Origin of the sequence: Shimia sp. R9_2, assembly GCF_017743735.1 — a bacterium.
GTDB lineage: Bacteria > Pseudomonadota > Alphaproteobacteria > Rhodobacterales > Rhodobacteraceae > Shimia.
The window spans coordinates 111164-131327 of the sequence record NZ_JAGHRO010000009.1 but is presented as its reverse complement, the minus strand read 5'-3'; the positions used below and the strand labels follow the sequence as shown (position 1 = coordinate 131327).

Below are 20164 nucleotides of genomic sequence, written 5' to 3'. Positions count from 1 at the left end.
TGGTCCGAAGCGATTTGGTGACGCGACGTTCGCACCCCGAGACAACTGCTCACCGCCGCAAACTTGGACAGAATGCCCTTGTCCTTTTCACATAATTTTCGGTTTTACCGTTATTTTGCTGCACTTTGATCTCCACCTCCCAACTACAAATTCAATTTGCAGCCCCCGCTGCCAGTTTAACTCTTTCTTCTCCAGATGACGTTAGGACACCAAACGCGCGACACTGACCGATGGAGCCTCAAAATGAGCATCACCAAGATCACTCTCTCATTCAGCATTGCATTTTCCGGCTTGATTGCCCTTGCACAGCCATCAACAGCGTCGGGGGTCAAACCTGATCACGTCTACCAAGTGACCGAAGCACTGGTACAAGAACTTCAGGTCCTGAATCAGGAAAACTTCACCAAGAGCGCGACCGCGGCGACACCAGATGATGACGCGATGCCAAGACACGTGCTGTTTTTGGCGCGCGACCAGTGGCGCAAAGTTCAGCTCCTCCGTTTTATGAACGGCCTGGAAACCCACGGTCTCAATCAGGTCAAAGTCCACAAAGTGACTCCGGCAGAGGTCAAAGAGTTCGTCGACCAACTGCTGATTGAGGCTCAAGATCTCCGCCCGACCTATGGACTTGAGGAGAGCACCATCTCCGTCGATCTCCAAAGCGGCAAGAAACCCAAAGATGTTTACGGCAGCCTGCTCCGAGTGTCTGGTGAGCTCAAAGCGCTTGGCGTGCCTGCCACTGTGCCAAACGACGTTTTTCGCGTGGCGGTGAGCATCCGCCAGTCCCTAAGCGCCGTTCTGGCAAAACAAGGGCTGTCCATCAACGAATCCGATCTCGCAGCTGAATCCGGACGCACCCCCTCAGAAGCCTACCATGCGGGTTTGTCACTTCTTCAAGATCTGCAGTCTCTCTCCGAAAACGATCCGGCTTTTGCTGTACCGGGCAAAGTCACCGTGCCTGCCGCCAAATCCGGTCCGATCTCGCCCGATGACGTGATCGTGGTGCTTTCGCGCGCCTACGCAGACACCATGGCGCTGATGAACGCCACAAACGCAGCCCCGCATGTGGTCTTCGCCCCCTATGAAGGCGGCAAAACCCCGTCTGATGTGTACCGCGAAATCAAACACGCACAGCTGATCTTGGCCGCGCTCACCAAGCCATCCACCTAAGCGTTCCGAGGAGACCAGAAATATGAAAATTTCGAATGTAGCCTCCGGAAAACGCCCCTTCACCGGAAAGTTCCAGATGCGGCTGGCCACACGGATTCTAGCCTGGGTCATCGGGCCGATGATCCTCTTGTCCGCCATTGTGGTGATTTCAATCTGGAACGCCCATGTGCAATCCTCAGGCCTCCTGTCACAAAAATCCCTCATCGTAGACAGCAATCGCTTGCTCACACAGAACAGCAACAACGTCACCAACGCTCTGCTGAACATCAACCGCGCCATGGTTCAGATGGAAAACACCCGCCGCGCCAACCTGGCGGCTGATCGCTTTGCCCCTGAAGACGAGGCCGCAAAACGCGCGGATTTGCAAAAATCCATTCGCGCCTATCTGAAAGGCATCATCGGGTTTGCCTCCGCCATCGAACGCACGGGTTTGCCAACCGATCAGTTGGAAAAGCACATCCTCTATCTGACCAGAGCCGCAGGGCAAATTGATCGTCTCGCATCGCTCTATACAGTTTCAAACAGCCGCACCCTCCGACTGGCCAGCGCCGGAGATTTTCAGGCCGCCCGCAATAACTTTCGGTTCGAGGAGCTTCTGAAAACCAAAGCACTGCGCCGCAGCCTCGATGAGGCCAGTATCCAGTTCTCAGCCCTGTCTGATCGTTTGATGCTGGTGCAATCCGAAGTGACCGAGGCGCAAATCGCAGCGGCCAAAGTGGATCAAAAGCAGCGGGAAACCCTGTCCTACATCGCTCTGGCCATAACCGCCTTTGTCGCCGCCACAGCCGCCCTCGTATCGGTTCATTTCGGCATCATTCGCCCCATTCGCGCCGTCCCTGCACGCATTGAGCAGGCCGGACAGCAAGAGAGCGCCGAACAGAGCGCGGATACAGCCACCCGCAACGATGAAATTGGCGACATTCTGAATGCGGTTTCCGCCTTTGGCAAACGCATTGAGCAGCAGAAGCATCTTCAACAAGAAGAGGCAGAGCAGCGCTTTGCCGAACAAAAGTCGGCAGTGGATGCCATCGGTTCCGGACTGTCCCAACTGTCACAAGGCGACCTCTCTGCGCGCATCGCGCACGAGCTTCCCGAAGGCTATCAGCAGCTTGGGCATGACTTTAACAACGCCATAGAGCGGCTTTCAGAAACCGTGCGTCAAGTTGTCGACTCCACGATTTCCATTTCCAACGGCGCGTCTGAAATCAATCAGGCCTCCACAGGTCTCGCCCATCGAACCGAAAGCCAGGCTGTGACCTTGGAAGAAACCGCCGCCGCACTCGCCACGATGACAGAAACCGTCCGCACAACTGCCGACAATGCCCGCAGCGTGGAAGAAAGCACACTCGGCGCGCAACAACAGGCTGAAGAAAGCAGCAAAGTGGTCCATGATGCCGTTGAGGCCATGACCAACCTTCAGCACACCTCCGATGAGATCTCTCAAATCATCGGTGTGATTGACGACATTGCGTTCCAGACCAACCTCTTGGCTCTGAACGCGGGCGTAGAAGCAGCCCGTGCCGGTGAGGCTGGCAGAGGCTTTGCGGTTGTGGCATCCGAAGTGCGTGCCTTGGCGCTCAAATCTGCCAACGCCGCTTTGCAGATCAATGCCCGCATCAAAGACAGCGCGCATCAGATCGAAAATGGCGTCGACCTTGTCAGCCAGGCAGGCGAAGCAATTAACGGCATCTCGACCCGCGTCAACGAAATCACGCAATTGATTTCCGGCATCGCTGAAGGCGCGTCAGAGCAGTCTGTCGGCCTTGATGAAATCAACGTCGGCATGTCCCAGTTGGACAACATGACCCAAAAGAACGCCGCCATGGTCGAGGAGGCTACCGCCGCGATTCAAATGGTCGCCTCAGATGCGAGCAACTTGGAACAATTGGTGCGCTTCTTCCAAACTGACGCACTCTCAAACGCTTCAGAACAGTCTGTGGCAAACGCAGCCTAAGGCACATCTACACAAGTTAATCGGGCGGCCCCTTCCGAAAGGGGCCTCCCAACTTGCAGTCGCCTGAATGCGACTGATGCAAAGCGGCGATCCTCCGCTCAAACTTGGTGTCAAAGACATCGAGACGGGGAGGTGTAGGAACCTCTCCCGCTGTCAATTCAATTGAAAAACCAAATTCTTAGTCCCCATCGTTTGTTTGACGCGGGGCGTGCTGGCGCAGTCACCGCGAAAATCGCGTCAGGTCAAAAAAGCTCCTTGTGTAGTGTTATGGTATAACGTTACATATTCGCGATATGGAGAGTCAGCAAATTCGGAGCGCATACAGACCCCTCTAAATGCCTGCGTCGGCGCCGGTATGTCCAAACCGCCTCGCCTCAGGTGCCTTCCTGAAATTGCCTCCCCCTCTTGACCGACCAACCGTCACCACCCGCCAGCTCTGGCACCAACACAGATGAGGTCCCTTCATGCGCGACACACGCCTTCCCGTCACCGTCCTCTCAGGGTTTCTGGGCGCCGGCAAGACAACCCTGCTCAACCGCGTTCTGAACAACCGCGAGGGGCGTCGCGTGGCTGTCATCGTCAACGACATGTCCGAGGTGAACATCGACGCCGATCTCGTACGCGCCGACACCGAACTCAGCCGCACCGAGGAAACGTTGGTCGAAATGTCCAACGGCTGCATTTGCTGTACCCTGCGTGATGATCTGCTTGACGAGGTGCGCCGCCTCGCCTCCGAAGGCCGCTTTGACTATCTGCTGATCGAATCCACCGGCATTGCCGAACCGCTCCCGGTCGCCGCAACCTTTGATTTCCGCGATGAATACGGCGAAAGCCTCTCTGACGTTGCCCGGCTCGACACTATGGTCACCGTTGTGGACGCGGTCAACCTGCTTAAAGACTTCTCCAGCCACGACTTTCTGCGCGATCGCGGCGAGGTCATGGGCGAGGAAGACGAGCGGACATTGGTGCACCTGCTGACCGATCAAATGGAATTTGCCGATGTGGTGATCCTGAACAAGGTGGCTGATGCGACACCTGAACAGATCGATGCCGCCTGCAAAATCATCCGCAGTCTCAATGCGGATGCCGAAATCATTGAGACCAACCACTCCGAAGTGGCCGCAGAGAAAATTCTCGATACCGGTCTGTTTGATTTTGACAAAGCCCACGAACATCCCATGTGGGCCAAAGAGCTTTACGGCTTTGCCGATCACGTGCCCGAAACCGAAGAATACGGCGTCACCAGCTATGTTTACCGCGCCCGCCAACCTTTCATTCCGGAGAAAATTCTCGCGGTCCTGAACGGCGAAATGCCGGGCGTGATCCGCGCCAAAGGCCACTTCTGGATTGCCACCCGCCCAGAATGGGTTGCGGAATTCTCGCTGGCTGGCGCACTGTCCAGCGTGAAACCTATGGGCACCTGGTGGGCCACCGTGCCCAAAGAGCGCTGGCCCGAACATGCCTCCGCACAAGCGTATTTAGAACAGCATTGGGTGGAACCATGGGGTGATCGCCGTCAGGAACTGGTTTTCATCGGCGCAAACATCGACTGGCCCGCGCTTAAGGCCAAGCTTGATGGCTGCTTGCTGCCCGTGATCTCGGCAGCCGGACCAGAGGCGCTCCCACTGGACATGCCGGATCCCTTCCCCGGCTGGCGCCGCGTTGAGGAGGTGGCATGAGTGTCTCACGCGAGGTGGTGAAAGACGCCGCAATTGGTGTTGGCTTGGCCCCAAATCTGGCGGCCCTCTCTGCCATCCACCATCCCGGCTGCGCCGCCGTGCTCTGGCAGCGCCAATTGGCGCCGGAGCTGACAACATGGATGCAATCTCTTCCTCCTGATCACCTGCCAAACGCGCGGGTGGTCTTGCGTGCGGATCGGGTGAAAGACACGTTGTTGCAGGTCTGTGCCCTCTCAGGAACGCCCGACTGCCCGGAACGCGCGCTTCTGATCGACGACGTTTCCGAGATGGCGATGGCCTTTGCCAATATCCTGAACGCCCCGTATCTGCGGTTACGCTTTGACATTATCACCACCAACGCTTGCCGTCGCTTTCACATAGATGCGGTGACGGCGCGCCTCGTCTGCACCTACCGCGGCACTGGAACGCAATATGGGATCTCTCCCAACGGCGAAGAGCCAAACCGGGTGTTCACAGTTCCCACCGGCGCGCCCATCGTCCTGCGCGGCACGCTCTGGCCGGAAACCCCGCAATCCGGTTTGCTCCACCGTTCGCCTCCCATCGAAGGTACCGGAGAAACACGCTCTGTGTTGGTACTGGACCCGGTCTTTGATCCACAAAAGGAAATTTGATCGCGCTTGCCCCTAAGAAAGCTTTGATCACATCGCAACCTGAGAGATATTAGGCGACAAGGGGTCCAAAGGCCTCTCATCACATGCACCCTCAAGGACTGAGGCGAAACCGTCTTGAGACATCTTCCTTCGCGTCGCGCCTTCATTGCGCTTCAACACAATATTCTGATCACGGCACTCTGCTGCCTGCTCTTCGGGCTCAGCCCGCAAGCCAAGGCGCATCCGCATGTCTTTGTCGACGGCGGTGTGGATTTCGTGTTTGACGCGGAAAACCGCCTGACTGCCCTCAACGTCACCTGGCTCTACGATGCCTTTGAGACGCTCTACATTCTGTCCTCCCACGACATGTCTCTCAACGCCGAAGGCTCTTTGGATGAAGCGGACCGGCAAGAGCTCATCCGCATCAGAAGCAATTGGCCACTGGATTTCAACGGCTCCGCCCATTTGTCAGTACATGGCGAGCGTGTTTCTCTCGATTGGCCCAAAGATCTCGATGCCCAGCTGATTGACGGGCGCTTGCAGCTCACCTTCACACGCGATCTTAAAACGGCGCTCCCGCTGGGCGCTTCCCCGGCAGAGGTCGCCTTTTATGAGTCCACCTATTTCTTTGCATTCTCCATCACCGACACGCCCGAACTCTTGGGCCCAGCAGAAGGGTGCCGCGCTGAGGTGATCCCCTTCAACCCAGCGCTCAAGAACAACAGCCTGCAAGCCTCATTGGCCCTGCTCAGCCGAGAAGAGACCCCAAGCATCCCCAATGTAGGCAAGGAGTTTGCCGATAGGATCATCCTCATATGCGCGTGATACTGTCTTTCTGCGTGATTGCAGCGCTGGCGCTTGCGGTCTTCTGGATGGTGGATTTCTCCTCAGTCTCCGCTTGGGCGCTTGAGGCGCAGCGTGGGTTTCAAAACCAGATGGCCGGAACAGTCCGTGCTTTGAAAATGGGCGAGCCGGGCGCTTACTTTGCGCTTCTCAGCGCAACCGCAGCCTATGGCTTTGTGCATGCGCTAGGGCCGGGGCATGGCAAATATCTCGTTGGCGGTGTGGGGCTCGGTACAGAAGTCTCCGCCATGCGCCTGCTGTCACTCGCAGTGGCCTCCAGCCTCGCACAGGCGCTTTGGGCGATCATCTTGGTCTATGGCGGTTTCTCCATTGTGCAGGCCAGCGCGCAACAGATGACGGGGTGGACCGAGGACATTCTGGCCCCAGCCAGCTATCTCGCCATTTCCTGTGTCGGCCTTGCGATCATCTGGCGGGGTGCGCGCGCCCTTCCCAAAAGCGCGGCCAAGCACAGCCACCACCGTGAACACTCCCATGACCACGCCCATGATGACTGCGGCTGCGGTCACGCGCATGGGCCGACGGCTGAGGAAGCCGCCCGCCTCACATCTGTCAGAGAGGCCATCGCGCTGATCCTCAGCATTGCCATCCGGCCCTGCACCGGCGCCGTTTTCCTGCTGGTCATCGCGTGGCAAATGGACATCAAAACCGCCGGCGCTCTGGCCGTTGTGGTTATGGGGCTGGGCACCGCCGCCCTGACAAGCCTTGTGGCGGTCTCAAGCACTGCCGCCCGGCGCTTGGCTGTGATGTCATCAGGCTCCCTGCACGGCGTGGCCACCATGCTGCCGGCGCTACAGATGTTGACCGGCCTTATGATCCTGATCTTCAGCCTCGGCCTTCTCGGCTTCACATTCTAAAGCCCCTACGCCCCGCAAAGGCCAAGATGCGCATTTTTTGGCCGAAACCCGCCCATCTTGCGCATCATTTTTTCAGAAAATCCCACGGCTTCTTTCGAAAATTTACCCCTGATCGGACCAATGTCTGTTTTGCAACCGGAAAGGTCGCAAAAATTTTAGAGGCAATCAGACTTCAAAATATCTTGCGGGCGTGAGGTGCTGTTGCCGGTTTGTCCGGCAATGGAGAATTGGGAAGCCGGTGAAATACCGGCACTGCCCCCGCAACGGTAACGAAGATGAGGTTCGGTAAACGACCACTGGGAGGAGGATCCCGGGAAGGTGCCAAAACCAGGTGAAAGCCGCTTCGAAGTCCGGAAACCAGCCTTGCAAACGTCAAACCGCGGGTGGCGGTGGAGGCTTCTGTCAGGGCGCGATCCTCATCCCGCCTGCGCAAGCCCCTGTGCCATCTGCCCCAAGCAAGGCCGCGGGGTGCGGCAGGAGAGCCAGATTTGAATAACATTCACACCCTATTGGCGCGTCGAAATCCGGGTCATGCTCTAGAGCAAGCCTTCTATACAGATCCCGAGGTCTTTCAGACCGACCTTGATGCCATCCACTATCGCGAGTGGCTGTTTGCCATTCCGTCCTGCGAATTGGAGAAAGCAGGCAGCTACGTCACCTACAATGTCGGGGCTTACCGCGTCATCATTGTGCGCGGCGCCGACAATCAGATCCGCGCCTTTCACAACACCTGCCGCCATCGCGGCTCGGTGATCTGCAAAGCCGCCAAGGGCCATGCGCCCAAGCTGGTCTGCCCCTACCACCAGTGGACCTATGAGCTGGACGGCTCGCTGCTCTGGGCGCGCGACATGGGGCCGGATTTTGACCCCAAGCAACATGGCCTGAAAACCGTGCATTGTCAGGAGCTCGCCGGTCTCGTCTACATCTGTCTGGCAGACGAAGCCCCTGATTTCGCACCCTTCGCAGAAACCGTGCACCCCTATTTGGAGGCTCATGATCTGGGCAATGCCAAAGTGGCATTCGAAAGCTCCATTGTCGAAAACGGCAACTGGAAGCTGGTCTGGGAAAACAATCGTGAATGTTACCACTGTGGTGGCAACCACCCGGCCTTGTGCCGCACCTACCCCGATGACCCCAGCGTGACCGGCATTGGCGAAGGTGGCGAAGCACCTGACCACCTGCAGGCCCATTTTGACCGCTGTGAAGCCGCCGGTCTGCCCTCCAACTTCCACCTCAGCGAAGAGGGCCAATACCGCGTGGCGCGCATGCCGCTCAAGGAAGGCGCCGAAAGCTACACGATGGATGGCAAAACCGCCGTGCGCCCATGGCTGGGCCGCGTGCCATTCGCTGATGCTGGTGCGTTGTTGCAGTTCCACTACCCGACAACCTGGAACCACTTCCTCGCGGACCATTCCATCGTCTTCCGCGTCACCCCGATCAGCCCGACCGAGACCGAAGTCACCACCAAATGGCTGGTGCACAAAGACGCGGTGGAAGGCCGGGATTATGATCTCAAGCGCCTGACCGAAGTCTGGATGGCCACCAATGATGAGGACCGCCGCGTGGTCGAGGACAACCAGCAGGGCATCAACAGCCCGGCCTATGTGCCCGGCCCCTATTCTCCCACTCAGGAATCCGGCGTGCTGCAGTTTGTCGAATGGTATTGCGCCAAACTGGCCAGCCATATGACCCCAAACACCCTTGCCGCGGAGTGATGTGATGAAAGATCTTCAGACCACCGCAACTGTTTGGCAGGACAACGAGATGCTGGAATGCGTCTCCATCGTGCCGGAAATGCCCAACACGGCAAGCTTCACCTTCCGCGCCCCATCCGGCGCCCTCTTCGCCTATGATCCGGGGCAGTTCCTGACCCTCGAAATCCCCGCACCGGGGCAGCCGGGAGGCGTGGTGCACCGCACCTACACGATCTCCTCCTCACCCTCGCGTCCGCGCTCGATCACCATCACCGCCAAGGCACAGCCTGACAGCATCGGCACCCGCTGGATGCTCGACAACCTGCGCCCCGGCATGCGCCTCAGAGCCTTGGGGCCAGCAGGCCTCTTCACCAACGCGGGCAGCACGGCGAAGAAATTTCTCTTCATCTCGGCAGGCTCCGGCGTCACCCCCATGATGTCGATGACCACCTGCATGTGGGACGAAGGTCAGGAACTGGACGCCGTCTTCATCAACTGCGCCAAACGCCCCTCGGAAATCATCTTCCGCCAGCGTCTCGAACAGATGGCCAGCCGCACCCCCGGGCTGGATCTCAAATTTGTGGTCGAAGAACCCGATCCCTACCGCCCATGGACGGGCTATCAAGGCCAGTTCAACCAGCTGATGCTGGGTCTGATGGCGCCTGACTACCTTGACCGTGAGGTCTATTGCTGCGGGCCGGAGCCGTTCATGACAGCGGTGCGCGAAGCGCTGGCCGGTCTGGGCTTTGACATGGACAACTACCATCAGGAGAGCTTCGGCGCGCCGGTGGAAACCGAAGCCGAACAGCCCGCGCTGGATGATGTGGTGCCTGATGAGGACAGCAAGGCAGAAATCCACTTCGCCACGTCTGATGTCACCGCAAAAGTGGCCGAAACCGAAACCGTGCTCGCCGCCGCGCGCTCGGTCGGGCTCAACATCCCCTCAGGCTGCACCTTCGGCGTCTGCGGCACCTGCAAGGTCAAAAAGACCGAAGGCGAGGTGCATATGGTCCACAACGGCGGCATTTCGGACGACGACATCGAAGCCGGCTACATCCTCGCCTGCTGCTCCAACCCGATTGGAAAAGTGGCAGTAGAGGTCTGAGCCAGCGCAAAGATACAAAGAAAGGGGCCTATATCTAACTAGCTAGCCGATTTTGGATTGGCGCCAGCACTGGGCGCCAATTTTTTAATCAATAATCTTGTTCATCTCATCAAAGAGATATGGGGCAACCGAAACATTTTTCTGCTTTTGCGCGGCGGTTTTGAAATTATCAATGTCAACGCACATTTCCATCAACCCTTGTACCCGACCAATCTGGTGGATAAGCATATTTCTACCTTCATCACTCAGCCATTGGTGAAAACGTGCGCGCCGTTTTCCGTCATCATCAATATTCAACTTGTCTAGCTCTTGCTTAACGTAGCCGTTTTCAATCGGGTTGTAGACGTACTTGTTGATAAAGCCCCCATAGTACTGAGGGCGCTTACCATGGCTGGTGTCATTCCCGTAGAGTCGGTCCAACTCCGCAAAGAAAGCGTCGGGGAAAGTCTTTAACCATTTTTGCAAGCCTTGCGCGATGTACTTTGAGAGAAGAAGCCGTAGCGCATCATGTGATCTATCGACTTGATAGCCGGTTGCCTCATCAACAAGCGCTATGATCCCGACCTTGGCGAATGCTTCCATCAAGATTTCGGCCTGTATCGCCAAATGCTGTTGAGATGGGTGTAACTTGCCATGCCGGCGCGCCGAAAGAATTACACCACAAATCTCTGGAAGTAGCTCCGCCCTGATCCCGTTTGCGGGCGTAGCGCCACTATTTGCTCGATAGGTTACTGGCGTTCTTAGCGCCTCCTCTAAGTCTCTGGAAATAAATTCCGAATAATTCTTTGCTGATAAAAATGAGGGAAGGTTGGCGCCGTCCTCATTTTCTTTCATCCGCTTCCAATGGGAGCCACCTCTCTTGCTGCCGAAAGCGCGGTGCACCGCCCGTTCAGATAGAACTCGAACACCTCCATCGAGAACAGCGCAATCAAGTTCAATATCAGCGATAGGCAATTGACCGCTGTAAACGGCGTCCAGCACGTCATTGTTAGGAGTCGTGCTATCCACAACGGAACTTACGACGCTATCAAGGTTATCAGGAATTTTTTGGATTTCGTCTTTATTTTTAGCCATCAATAAGTCCTTTTTTTATGAATCGCGTGTTGACCATGCGCTCGGTTGTAATTTCGATGAAGTCAGTTTGCCGATCTGTGCCGTGTTGTGGTGCAAGGAAAACTCTTCCACATAACGGTGCAAATGCTTGGCACTCATAAGTGATAAATGCAGGTGTACCCGCGCTGTGGAATCGGCCGGAAGCTTTCAATACCGTTTGCATGCGCAATATCGCTAACAAACTCGCTCGCAGGATGAATGATAGTAATGTGATTGTGGCCGACTTTAGCATAGCCAATAGGGCTCCCAATCTCCTCACCTTCCGTCGCATCACACCACCCTCACCCATCCTTCAAAACCCGCCCCAGATCTGGCCGCCGAAAATCCGGCCCTTTCAGCACTTTGCCATCTTCGCGCAGCACAGGGCGGCCGTCGGCACCCAACTTGGACATATTGGAGGCATGCACCTCCTCCATGGCAGCGGATTTCAACCCGTGCAGGCCGAACTCCAGAAAGGTGCCGTCCAGCACATATTGGATGTCACAGAGCGCATCGAGCACCTCGACCATATCCCCGGCCGCGATGGCGGCGCGCAGCTCAGCCACCTCTTCTTCGAGAATGTCCTGACGCATCTCCGCACGCGCGTGGGGAATGGCAGGTGTGTCCACCACGGGCACATCAAAGGCCTCATGCCATTCCTTCACAAGCGCGAGCGTGTCGCGGGACATCAGAAATCCCAGTCTTCGTCTTCGGTCGCGACCGCTTTGCCGATCACATAAGAAGAGCCCGAGCCGGAGAAGAAGTCGTGGTTTTCGCTGTCCGGGCTGAGGGCGGCGAGAATGGCGGGGTTCACCTCAGACACTTCCGGCGGGAACAGGGCTTCAAAGCCGAGGTTCTGCAGGGCTTTGTTGGCATTGTAATGCAGGAAGACCTTCACATCCTCAGTGAGGCCCAGCTCGTCATAGAGCTCTTCGGTGTATTGGTTCTCAATCCCGTAAAGCTCAAACATCAGGCCAAAGGCATAATCCTTCAGTTCCTGCTGCCCGGCCTCATCCAGCTGCTCATAGCCGCGCTGGAATTTATAGCCGATGTAATAGCCATGCACCGCCTCATCGCGGATGATCAGGCGGATCAGATCGGCGGTGTTGGTCAGCTTGGCGCGGCTGGACCAATACATCGGCAGATAGAAGCCCGAATAGAACAGGAAGCTCTCAAGGAACACCGAGGCGATCTTGCGCTTGAGCGGGTCATTGCCCGGCGCATAGGTATCAAGGATCGCCTTCGCCTTGGCTTGCAGATGCGGGTTCTCTTCCGACCAGCGGAACGCCTCGTCAATCTCCTTTGTGGAGCAAAGCGTTGAAAAGATGGAGGAATAGCTGCGCGCATGCACCGCTTCCATAAAGGCGATATTGGTCAGCACCGCCTCTTCATGCGGGGTGATCGCATCGGGCATCAGCGCGGGCGCACCCACAGAATTCTGGATGGTATCAAGCAGCGTCAGCCCGGTGAACACGCGGATGGTGAGCTGTTTTTCATGCTCCGTCAGCGTACCCCAGCTTGGGATGTCGTTAGAGAGCGGCACCTTCTCCGGCAGCCAGAAATTCACCGTCAGACGGTTCCAGACCTCAAGGTCTTTGTCGTCCTCCAGACGGTTCCAGTTGATGGCACGTGGGATGTGGGTTTCGATCATGTCTTTCATGTCTGACGTCCCTTACAGCGAGCAGGATACGCAGCCCTGCACCTCGGTGCCCTCCAGGGCCTCCTGACGCAAACGCACGTAATAGATTGTTTTGATGCCTTTTTTCCAGGCGTAGATTTGCGCGCGGTTGATGTCGCGCGTGGTGGCTTCGGCCGGGAAGAACAGGGTCAGCGACAGGCCCTGATCCACATGTTCGGTGGCCGCCGCATAGGTATCAATCAGCGCCTCGGGCCCGATTTCATAGGCGTCGCGGTAGTACTCGAGGTTCTCGTTGTTCATGAAGGCGGCCGGATAGTAGACGCGGCCGATTTTGCCCTCTTTGCGGATCTCGATTTTGGACACAATCGGGTGGATCGAGGAGGTCGAGTTGTTGATGTAGGAGATCGAGCCGGTCGGCGGTACGGCCTGAAGGTTGCGGTTGAACAGCCCGTGTTTCATCACGTCTGCCTTAAGCGCCGCCCAATCCTCTCGGGTGGGCAGATCCACGCCGTCAAACAGCGCTTTCACCTTGTCGCTTTCCGGCAACCAGTCCTGCTCGGTGTATCTGTCAAAGAACACACCGGAGGCATAGTCTGAGCGCTCGAAACCCTTGAAGGAGGCCTTGCGCTCCTGCGCCAGATCACAGGAGGTGCGCAGCGCATGGAAGGCCACAGCGGCAAAGTAAACCGATGTGAATTCAATGCCTTCCGGGCTGCCATAGTGGATGTGCTCGCGCGCAAGGAAACCATGCAGGTTCATCTGGCCCAAGCCGATGGCGTGGCTGTCATCATTGCCTTTGCGCACCGATGGCACGGAGTCGATCGCGGACATTTCCGACACGGCGGTCAGCGCGCGGATCGCGGCCCCCACGGTGCGGCCCAGATCTTTGCCATCCATGGTTTTGGCGATGTTGAGCGAGCCGAGGTTACAGGAAATATCGCTGCCCATCTTGGCATAGCTGAGATCGTCTTTGAACTCGGACGCTTCATTCACCTGCAGGATTTCCGAGCAGAGGTTGGACATATTGATCCGGCCCTCAATCGGGTTCATCCGGTTCACCGTGTCTTCAAACATCACGTAGGGATAGCCGCTCTCAAACTGGATTTCGGCAATAGTCTGGAAGAATTCCCGCGCGTTCACCTTGGATTTGCGAATGCGCTTGTCGTCCACCATCTCCTCATATTTCTCGGTCACCGAGATTTCAGAGAATGGCACGCCATAGACCTTCTCCACATCATGCGGAGAGAACAGATACATATCGGCGTTTTTCTTTGCGAGCTCGAAGGTGATGTCGGGGATCACCACGCCCAGCGAAAGCGTCTTGATGCGGATTTTCTCGTCGGCGTTTTCACGCTTGGTGTCCAGAAAGCGCATGATGTCAGGGTGGTGCGCGTTCAGATAGACCGCGCCTGCGCCCTGACGTGCGCCCAGCTGGTTGGCATAGGAAAAGCTGTCTTCCAGCAGTTTCATCACCGGGATCACGCCGGAAGACTGGTTCTCAATGCCTTTGATCGGCGCACCATGCTCGCGGATGTTGGTCAGCAAAAGCGCCACACCGCCGCCCCGCTTGGAGAGCTGCAATGCCGAATTGATGCCGCGGCCGATGCTTTCCATATTGTCTTCAAGACGCAGCAGAAAGCAGGAGATCAGCTCGCCACGGGAAGCTTTACCGGCGTTCAGGAAGGTCGGCGTGGCCGGCTGGAAACGGCCCTCCAGAATCTCTTCCATAAAGGCCATGGCCTGATCTTCATCCCCGCGCGCCAGCGCCAGAGAGGTCATCACCACACGGTCCTCATAGCGCTCCAGGAAGCGCTGCCCATCGCGGGTTTTCAGCGTGTAGGAGGTGTAATATTTGAAGGCGCCGAGGAAGGTCGGGAACCGGAATTTCTTGGCATAGGCCGCGTCCCAGATCGCACGCATGAAGTTCTTGGAATACTGATCCAGAACCGCTTCTTCATAGTAGCCTTCACTCACCAGATAGCCGAGCTTTTCATCCAGCGAGTGGAAGAAAACGGTGTTCTGGTTCACATGCTGCAGGAAATACTGACGCGCCGCCATGCGATCCGCGTCAAAGCGGATGTTGCCATCCGCGTCATACAGATTCAGCATCGCGTTAAGTGCATGATAGTCCTGCTCGTTCACTGTGCTGTCGAGCATAGTGGTCTCCCAATCTTTTCCAGCCCCGCACGAACGCGGGAAATATCAGTTTCGGTGCCAGCCAGCTCGAAAGTGTAGAGCAGCGGGACATTGCATTTTTCGGCGATGACGCGCCCGGCCAACCCATAGGTGGCGCCAAAGTTGCGATTGCCGGTGGCGATCACCCCAACAAGGTGGGCGCGTTTGGTGGCGTCGTTTAGAAAACGGATCACCTGTTTGGGCACAGCCCCCCGCCCCTGCCCGTCCGCATAGGTCGGACAAATCAGAACAAAGGCTTCTTTGGGGTCAGGGAGCGGCGCGTCGGGATCCTCCGAGATGCGCGCGGCTTCAATACCGAGCCGCGTCACAAACCGGTGGGTGTTGCCCGATTTTGAGGAATAGTAGACAAGCGCCGGAAATTGGCGACTCACCTCCCTTAGGCCAGCTGAGCGATCATGTCCGGACGGAAGCCCGACCAGTGATCCGCCCCCGCCACAACCACTGGCGCCTGACGATAGCCCAGCTCGGTCACATGGCTCAGCGCGCTATCATCTTGCGTCAGATCAACCACATCATAGCTGATGCCTTTGGCGTCCAGCGCACGTGTGGTTGCAGTGCATTGTACACAAGCGGGTTTGGAATAAACGATGATGCTCATCTGTCCTCTTTCTTTTTGTCAAAGCCGAGGACGCAGAGTGGCAGCACCACCTCTCGCGCGCCCCCGAACCCTCCGTTCGTGGTCATCATTTTGCACTTTCGGCAGGTCTCCTGACTCGCGGATCAACGCTTGGCTGGCCTTCCCGAGGATGCCCCCCCAGTGGCATATTCAGCCTTGCTATCCGCTTACAGTTGCGGGGGCAGCGCCGGAATTTCACCGGCTTCCCTCTTAGCCTTCGACAGGAATCGAAAGAACCGAAGCACCCCTATATAGGGTGTGATCACTACATAGTGTCAATATATAGCGGCATTGTGACTTCGATTTATTGTTGATGGATGCAAAGTTTCTGTGGATATCTGCCCAAGATATCCACACCGCCGTCGCCACAGCGCAAGATCTGATCAATACCAGAAAGATGCGCAGCAGCGATGCGGGGTTTCACCTAAAGCGTTTCATCCGCGAAGGCAGAAAGATAGAGCCCGCACACCGGCGACCAGGGATCAACGGACCCGTATTCAAACTCTGTCGCGCGACCTTGCTGGACTGCGATGATGTTGCTCCGGTGCAGGATTGTGAAAAGAAACCGCTCCTGCATCGCCTTGGCCGGGCCGATCATTTTCACACGATCCCCATGCCAGCCAAAATACATCTCTGCCGCGATCTTCTTTGCCGGGTCATCCTCCCCGGCCAAGGCGGCGAACTCGTCAACAAAATCGTCAATACCCGCCAACTCCAGAACCTCAGGGCCAAAGTGATCCTTCAGCGTGCGTCGCAGGAATGACGTGGTGCCGCCCAGCGTCAAAGGCACCAGAACCGCTCCCGCCAGACCGGCTGCCCCCACCAAAAACGCGCGCCGCCTCAAACTCATAGCTGCTCTCCCGCATAAAGCGACAGCGCCGATAGGGTGAGCGTCGGGTTCGCAGCCGCCCCGGTCGTGAAGGTCCCAGCCCCAAGACAGGCCAAATTGGAGACACCAAAGACACGCAGGTTTTTGTCCACCACACCCGTTGCGCTGTCCGTACCCATCGGCGTGCCTCCGATAATATGCGCTTCCGTCGGCTCAATGCCCCCGATCCCGACAATCTCATGGTCAAACGGGATCAGTGAGGACACACGCTCACGCGCCAGCGCTAGGCCGGCATAGGCATAGGCGCTGTGCCCGGACCACAAAATCGTCGGCGCGTCATCTTTCAACACAACGCGATTCTGCGCCTGCGGTAAATCTTCGGCCACCAGCTTCAACTTCAGGCGTTGCAGCCATTTTCCTTTCTCAAGGCGCAAGGACGGCGGTGCATTCCAGCTTTCAATGAGGACAGACGCCGCCTCGCGACGAAACTCCCCATCGTAAAATCCGTATCCCATCCCGGTCAGCGAAGTGCCGCCATAATAGTTGTCAAACGGAATGTTCACCCAAACAAACTGCCCCACCTGTTCATGCAACCCACGCCCCACCAGATCAGAGCCAATGCCTGATCTCAGCAGTATTGCCGAATTGAAGATCGGGTTGGCCCCAAGCCCGACAAAATCCGCCCGTAAGGTGATCGGCCCCAGCTCGGCTGTCTGCGCCACAACACCGGTGGCGAGACCCGCAGCAGTCTCCACAGTGCGGCACTCCGCATCCAGCAGATAATGAAACCCTTCATCCTCAAACAGCTCCAGAGAATTGAGGATCGTGAACTTCGCATCCACCGGACACAGGTTACAGGCGCCAGACACACAACAGGTGGTGCGACGCCCCCCATTGGAACGCGCGCAGGGCATCGGTTGCCAGCTAGGCTCTTGGGCAAACAGCTTGCGCTCCGCCCGCGTTGGCGCATGCGGCGGAAACGGAAACGGGGCACTCCGGGGCGCATATCCCGCCTCATCGGAACCGGCGATATCCATCAGATACTCGGCTTCCACCATGTAAGGCTCTATGTCGCCGTAAGACACCGGCCAGTCCTGCGCCACGCCATATCTTGAAAACAGCTCAAAATCGCTCGGCTGCAGGCGCGGCGTGTTCCCCCACCAACAGTTTGAGCAGCCGCCAAACTGGTGCCGCACGGTCCAGTCCTTGCGCTGGCCAGAGCTGTTTTCCTGCACCACACCGCCTGTTGGGTGCGGAACGCGGGTTTCCAGCTGGGTGTCATGGTCAATAAACGGACCACGCTCCAGAAACAGAACCCTCAGGCCGCGACCCTTCAACTTGTAGGCGAAAAAACAGGAGGCAAAGCTCGTCCCAACCAAAATGACATCCCAGGATGTCTTCTGAGCGTCTGCGGCGGAAATCGGTTTCACTCGGCACCTATGTCTGGATCAAAACACATGTCACGCGGGGTACGGCGAAGGGGCAGATGCACTCAGGCATCCGCCACTCAGCTTTGCGCTTCACTTGGCCCCATTCAGGACAATGCCCGCGCCGCCCAGATCCATATCTCTCAACATGTTCAGGCTGCGGTTCATGCCATCACGCGTCATCTTATTGGTCTCGATGGTGAAAATCCCCAGATCACGCGAATTCAAACCGGCAAAGCTGTTGGAGCTGTCCTCCAGACTTGGCGCGTCAATGATGACCACATCATAAACCTTGCGCAGCAGGGCAATCATGTCCTGCATCCGCTCAGAGCTGTAGAGCACAGAGGGATCCGCCGCCGATACTTCCGCGCCGATACAGTCAAATCCATCCGTCGTATCCGTTACCACCAGACATTCACTCAAAGGCTTGTCGCTATGGATGGCGGACAAGAAATTAGCCTGTTCATTCAGACCAAAACTATCTGTCAGCTGTGCGGTGCGGAAATCTCCGTCGACCAGCACACATTTCCGGCCGCGCTGCGCATTGGCCCAGGCCAGCAAGATCGCCGTATTGGTCCGACTCTGATTGGCATCATAGGAGGTCACAAAAAGAGACCTCAGCGATCGTTCACTGTGCAGATTGATGTTGTCCGCCAGTTTCAGCGCCGCCTGCGCAAAGGCCTCATCATTGGAAAGCTGTGCAAGCAGCTTCTCAGCCGAGCGGATCTTCTTCAAACGGGGTGTGTTGCCAAACACCGGCAATCCGGTTGCACGCGACACCTGCCTCGGCTCAGAGAGCCGTCTGGGCCGCCACTCCAGCATGAAGGCCAAAGCCGCCCCCAGCGAAAGCCCTCCAACCAGCGCCAGAATCGCCGCCACTTTCTTGCGTGGGTGAGACGGGCTGCTGGGTGGTGAGGCATAGCGAATGATCTTCGCATCAGAGATCGGAATTTCCTGAAACTCACTGATTTCGCGATACCGCCCCAGGAAATCCTCATACACACGGCGGTTGATGTCCGCCACACGCTGCAACTGGTTCATCTCGATCAACTGGCGTGACCGCTCAAGGTTCAATCCTTCAAAGCTGCGCAGGCTGGTCTCCAACGTGCGCACGTTGAGCCGAAGTGTCTCCACACGGTTGTTGAGCTGCAAAATCAGGTTTTCAACCTCATTGGCCAGCTCCGCTTCGGTTTTGGAAATCGCGCGGCGGATCGAGTCCATCCGCGCGGACTCATCTGAAAAGCTCAGTGAGGCCTCTGCCTCTTCGCGGCGCAGATCCACCAGCGCCCGACGGAACTCAAAAATCGCATCATTGGAAAGAATATTCGCGGTCGCCAGCGGGCCATCCTGCTCATTCACCAGCGTCGCCCGACGCACCTGCGCCTCTGCCTGCGCCAGCTCCGCCCGCGCGTTCACCAGCTTGGTGGTGAACTCCTGCATCTGCTGATCCAGACGGGCACCATTGTCAGCATCCGCCTCCATGACGCTGCGCAGCTCCAAAACGGCACGCTCGGATTCTTCAAGGTTGCTCGCAAGCTCCTCAACCCGACCCTCCAGCCAGCCGGTGAAACGGCTTGCCGTCTGGAAACGTTTATCCGCTAGCACGCGTATATATTCCGTCATAACCGTGTTGGAAATCGCCGCCGCCTTTTGTGGGCTCTCCGACGTGGCCTGAACCGCCATCAGGAACGATGTGCCCTGCTGGCGAATGGACAGACCCTTGCGCAAAATCCCGACCGAGGTGCCATACTCACCAAGGGTCTGCTCGTTCAGAGAGGCCGCCTCCAAAACCGCTGTATTGGAGGCTGTTTCAACAACAACCACCTCATCATCCGCTGCGCTCTCGCCTCGGCCCAGAATGGTTTTGGCTGTATCCTTGAGCCAGGACACCACCGGATTGGGCACCTGCTTTTCACGCAAACTCGGATTGAATTCAGGATCTTCGTCCAGATTGAGCTTCTGCACCACGTTGATGAGGATTTCATTGGACCGCATAATCGCGATCTCCCCCTCGATCACCGCATTGCTGAGCACCTGAGCTTCCACAAGATCAAACGAGTTCTGTTCACTGAGCCCCTGCCCACCCAACAAAAGCTGGCCGCCGGAACTATAGGTCGGCGTGATGGACGACAGGTAGTAAACCGCGCCCCCCAAACAAAGCACGCCTGTGGCAAGCACAAGCGCGATCCGATGCCGCAGCGCGCGAATAACATCGGAAAATTCCAGCATTTTCGGAGCAGATGTCGCAGCTTTGGGCAGACGCATCTCCAACTTTCTATCAGGTGAAAGAACTCTATTCATTGGTATTCAAAGAAACTCATTTGTATTCCGTCGAGTCGCGGTTCTTCCCGACAGTATTTCGAAATCTCATAGACTTACCGAGCGTTTACCCCTTCCCCAGTGGTATTATTAAACTTCGGCTTCAAACCGCAAA

At 57.0% G+C, this 20164-nt stretch carries 17 protein-coding genes and 2 riboswitches; of the genes, 8 read left to right on the top strand and 9 right to left on the bottom strand.

Annotated features, from left to right (window positions below; genetic code table 11):
* Window positions 1-243: 243 nt before the first annotated feature.
* The 8 genes from J7400_RS18285 to J7400_RS18250 all read left to right on the top strand — a co-directional run bounded on the left by J7400_RS18285 (window position 244) and on the right by J7400_RS18250 (window position 9931).
* Window positions 244-1170 carry a hypothetical protein gene (locus J7400_RS18285; RefSeq protein ID WP_209065538.1) on the top strand — a complete coding sequence of 309 codons (927 nt, stop codon included), beginning with the start codon at window positions 244-246 and terminating at the stop codon, window positions 1168-1170.
* Between the two features lie 22 nt (window positions 1171-1192).
* Window positions 1193-3124, top strand: coding sequence for a methyl-accepting chemotaxis protein (locus J7400_RS18280; RefSeq protein WP_209065537.1), 1932 nt, complete (start codon window positions 1193-1195; stop codon window positions 3122-3124).
* Between the two features lie 464 nt (window positions 3125-3588).
* Window positions 3589-4803, top strand: a complete 1215-nt coding sequence (locus J7400_RS18275) for a GTP-binding protein (protein ID WP_209065536.1) — start codon at window positions 3589-3591, stop codon at window positions 4801-4803.
* Window positions 4800-5435 (top strand): DUF1826 domain-containing protein, encoded by a 636-nt coding sequence (locus tag J7400_RS18270; protein WP_209065535.1) that lies wholly within the window; start codon window positions 4800-4802, stop codon window positions 5433-5435. The genes J7400_RS18275 and J7400_RS18270 overlap by 4 nt, the downstream gene beginning before the upstream one ends.
* Window positions 5436-5549: 114 nt before the next feature.
* The gene (locus tag J7400_RS18265; RefSeq protein ID WP_209065534.1) at window positions 5550-6239 is read left to right on the top strand and encodes a DUF1007 family protein; all 690 of its coding nucleotides are present in this window, start codon (window positions 5550-5552) and stop codon (window positions 6237-6239) included.
* A complete protein-coding gene (locus J7400_RS18260) occupies window positions 6230-7132 on the top strand; it encodes a hypothetical protein (RefSeq protein ID WP_209065533.1) in 903 nt (300 codons plus the stop codon). Before J7400_RS18265 ends, J7400_RS18260 begins: the two co-directional genes overlap by 10 nt.
* Window positions 7133-7308: 176 nt before the next feature.
* A riboswitch (cobalamin riboswitch) is annotated at window positions 7309-7513 on the top strand.
* A gap of 107 nt (window positions 7514-7620) precedes the next feature.
* Window positions 7621-8847: an aromatic ring-hydroxylating dioxygenase subunit alpha gene (locus tag J7400_RS18255; protein ID WP_209065532.1), complete on the top strand. Its 1227-nt coding sequence runs from the start codon at window positions 7621-7623 to the stop codon at window positions 8845-8847.
* A gap of 4 nt (window positions 8848-8851) precedes the next feature.
* Entirely contained in the window at window positions 8852-9931 is a 1080-nt protein-coding gene (locus tag J7400_RS18250) for a hybrid-cluster NAD(P)-dependent oxidoreductase (RefSeq protein WP_209065531.1), read from the top strand.
* Window positions 9932-10015: 84 nt separating this feature from the next.
* On the opposite strand, the gene J7400_RS18245 is transcribed toward J7400_RS18250, so the two are convergent.
* The 9 genes from J7400_RS18245 to J7400_RS18205 form a co-directional block, all read right to left on the bottom strand.
* On the bottom strand, window positions 10016-11005 hold the full coding sequence (locus J7400_RS18245; RefSeq protein WP_209065530.1) for a P63C domain-containing protein: 990 nt from the start codon (window positions 11003-11005) through the stop codon (window positions 10016-10018).
* Between the two features lie 320 nt (window positions 11006-11325).
* A complete protein-coding gene (locus J7400_RS18240; RefSeq protein WP_209065529.1) occupies window positions 11326-11712 on the bottom strand; it encodes a nucleoside triphosphate pyrophosphohydrolase family protein in 387 nt (128 codons plus the stop codon).
* The gene (gene nrdF / locus J7400_RS18235) at window positions 11712-12683 is read right to left on the bottom strand and encodes a class 1b ribonucleoside-diphosphate reductase subunit beta (RefSeq protein WP_209065528.1); all 972 of its coding nucleotides are present in this window, start codon (window positions 12681-12683) and stop codon (window positions 11712-11714) included. The genes J7400_RS18240 and nrdF overlap by 1 nt, the downstream gene beginning before the upstream one ends.
* 12 nt (window positions 12684-12695) lie before the next feature.
* On the bottom strand, window positions 12696-14819 hold the full coding sequence (gene nrdE, locus J7400_RS18230) for a class 1b ribonucleoside-diphosphate reductase subunit alpha (RefSeq protein WP_209065527.1): 2124 nt from the start codon (window positions 14817-14819) through the stop codon (window positions 12696-12698).
* Entirely contained in the window at window positions 14801-15229 is a 429-nt protein-coding gene (nrdI, locus tag J7400_RS18225; protein ID WP_209065526.1) for a class Ib ribonucleoside-diphosphate reductase assembly flavoprotein NrdI, read from the bottom strand. Before nrdI ends, nrdE begins: the two co-directional genes overlap by 19 nt.
* A 5-nt stretch (window positions 15230-15234) precedes the next feature.
* Window positions 15235-15456 (bottom strand): glutaredoxin-like protein NrdH, encoded by a 222-nt coding sequence (gene nrdH / locus J7400_RS18220; protein WP_209065525.1) that lies wholly within the window; start codon window positions 15454-15456, stop codon window positions 15235-15237.
* An 82-nt stretch (window positions 15457-15538) separates the two neighbouring features.
* Window positions 15539-15730, bottom strand: a riboswitch (cobalamin riboswitch).
* Between the two features lie 168 nt (window positions 15731-15898).
* On the bottom strand, window positions 15899-16324 hold the full coding sequence (locus J7400_RS18215; RefSeq protein WP_209065524.1) for a hypothetical protein: 426 nt from the start codon (window positions 16322-16324) through the stop codon (window positions 15899-15901).
* A complete protein-coding gene (locus tag J7400_RS21430; protein ID WP_209065523.1) occupies window positions 16321-17733 on the bottom strand; it encodes a GMC oxidoreductase in 1413 nt (470 codons plus the stop codon). The genes J7400_RS18215 and J7400_RS21430 overlap by 4 nt, the downstream gene beginning before the upstream one ends.
* A gap of 90 nt (window positions 17734-17823) precedes the next feature.
* Window positions 17824-19995 carry an exopolysaccharide transport family protein gene (locus J7400_RS18205; protein WP_209065522.1) on the bottom strand — a complete coding sequence of 724 codons (2172 nt, stop codon included), beginning with the start codon at window positions 19993-19995 and terminating at the stop codon, window positions 17824-17826.
* Between the last annotated feature and the right edge of the window lie 169 nt (window positions 19996-20164).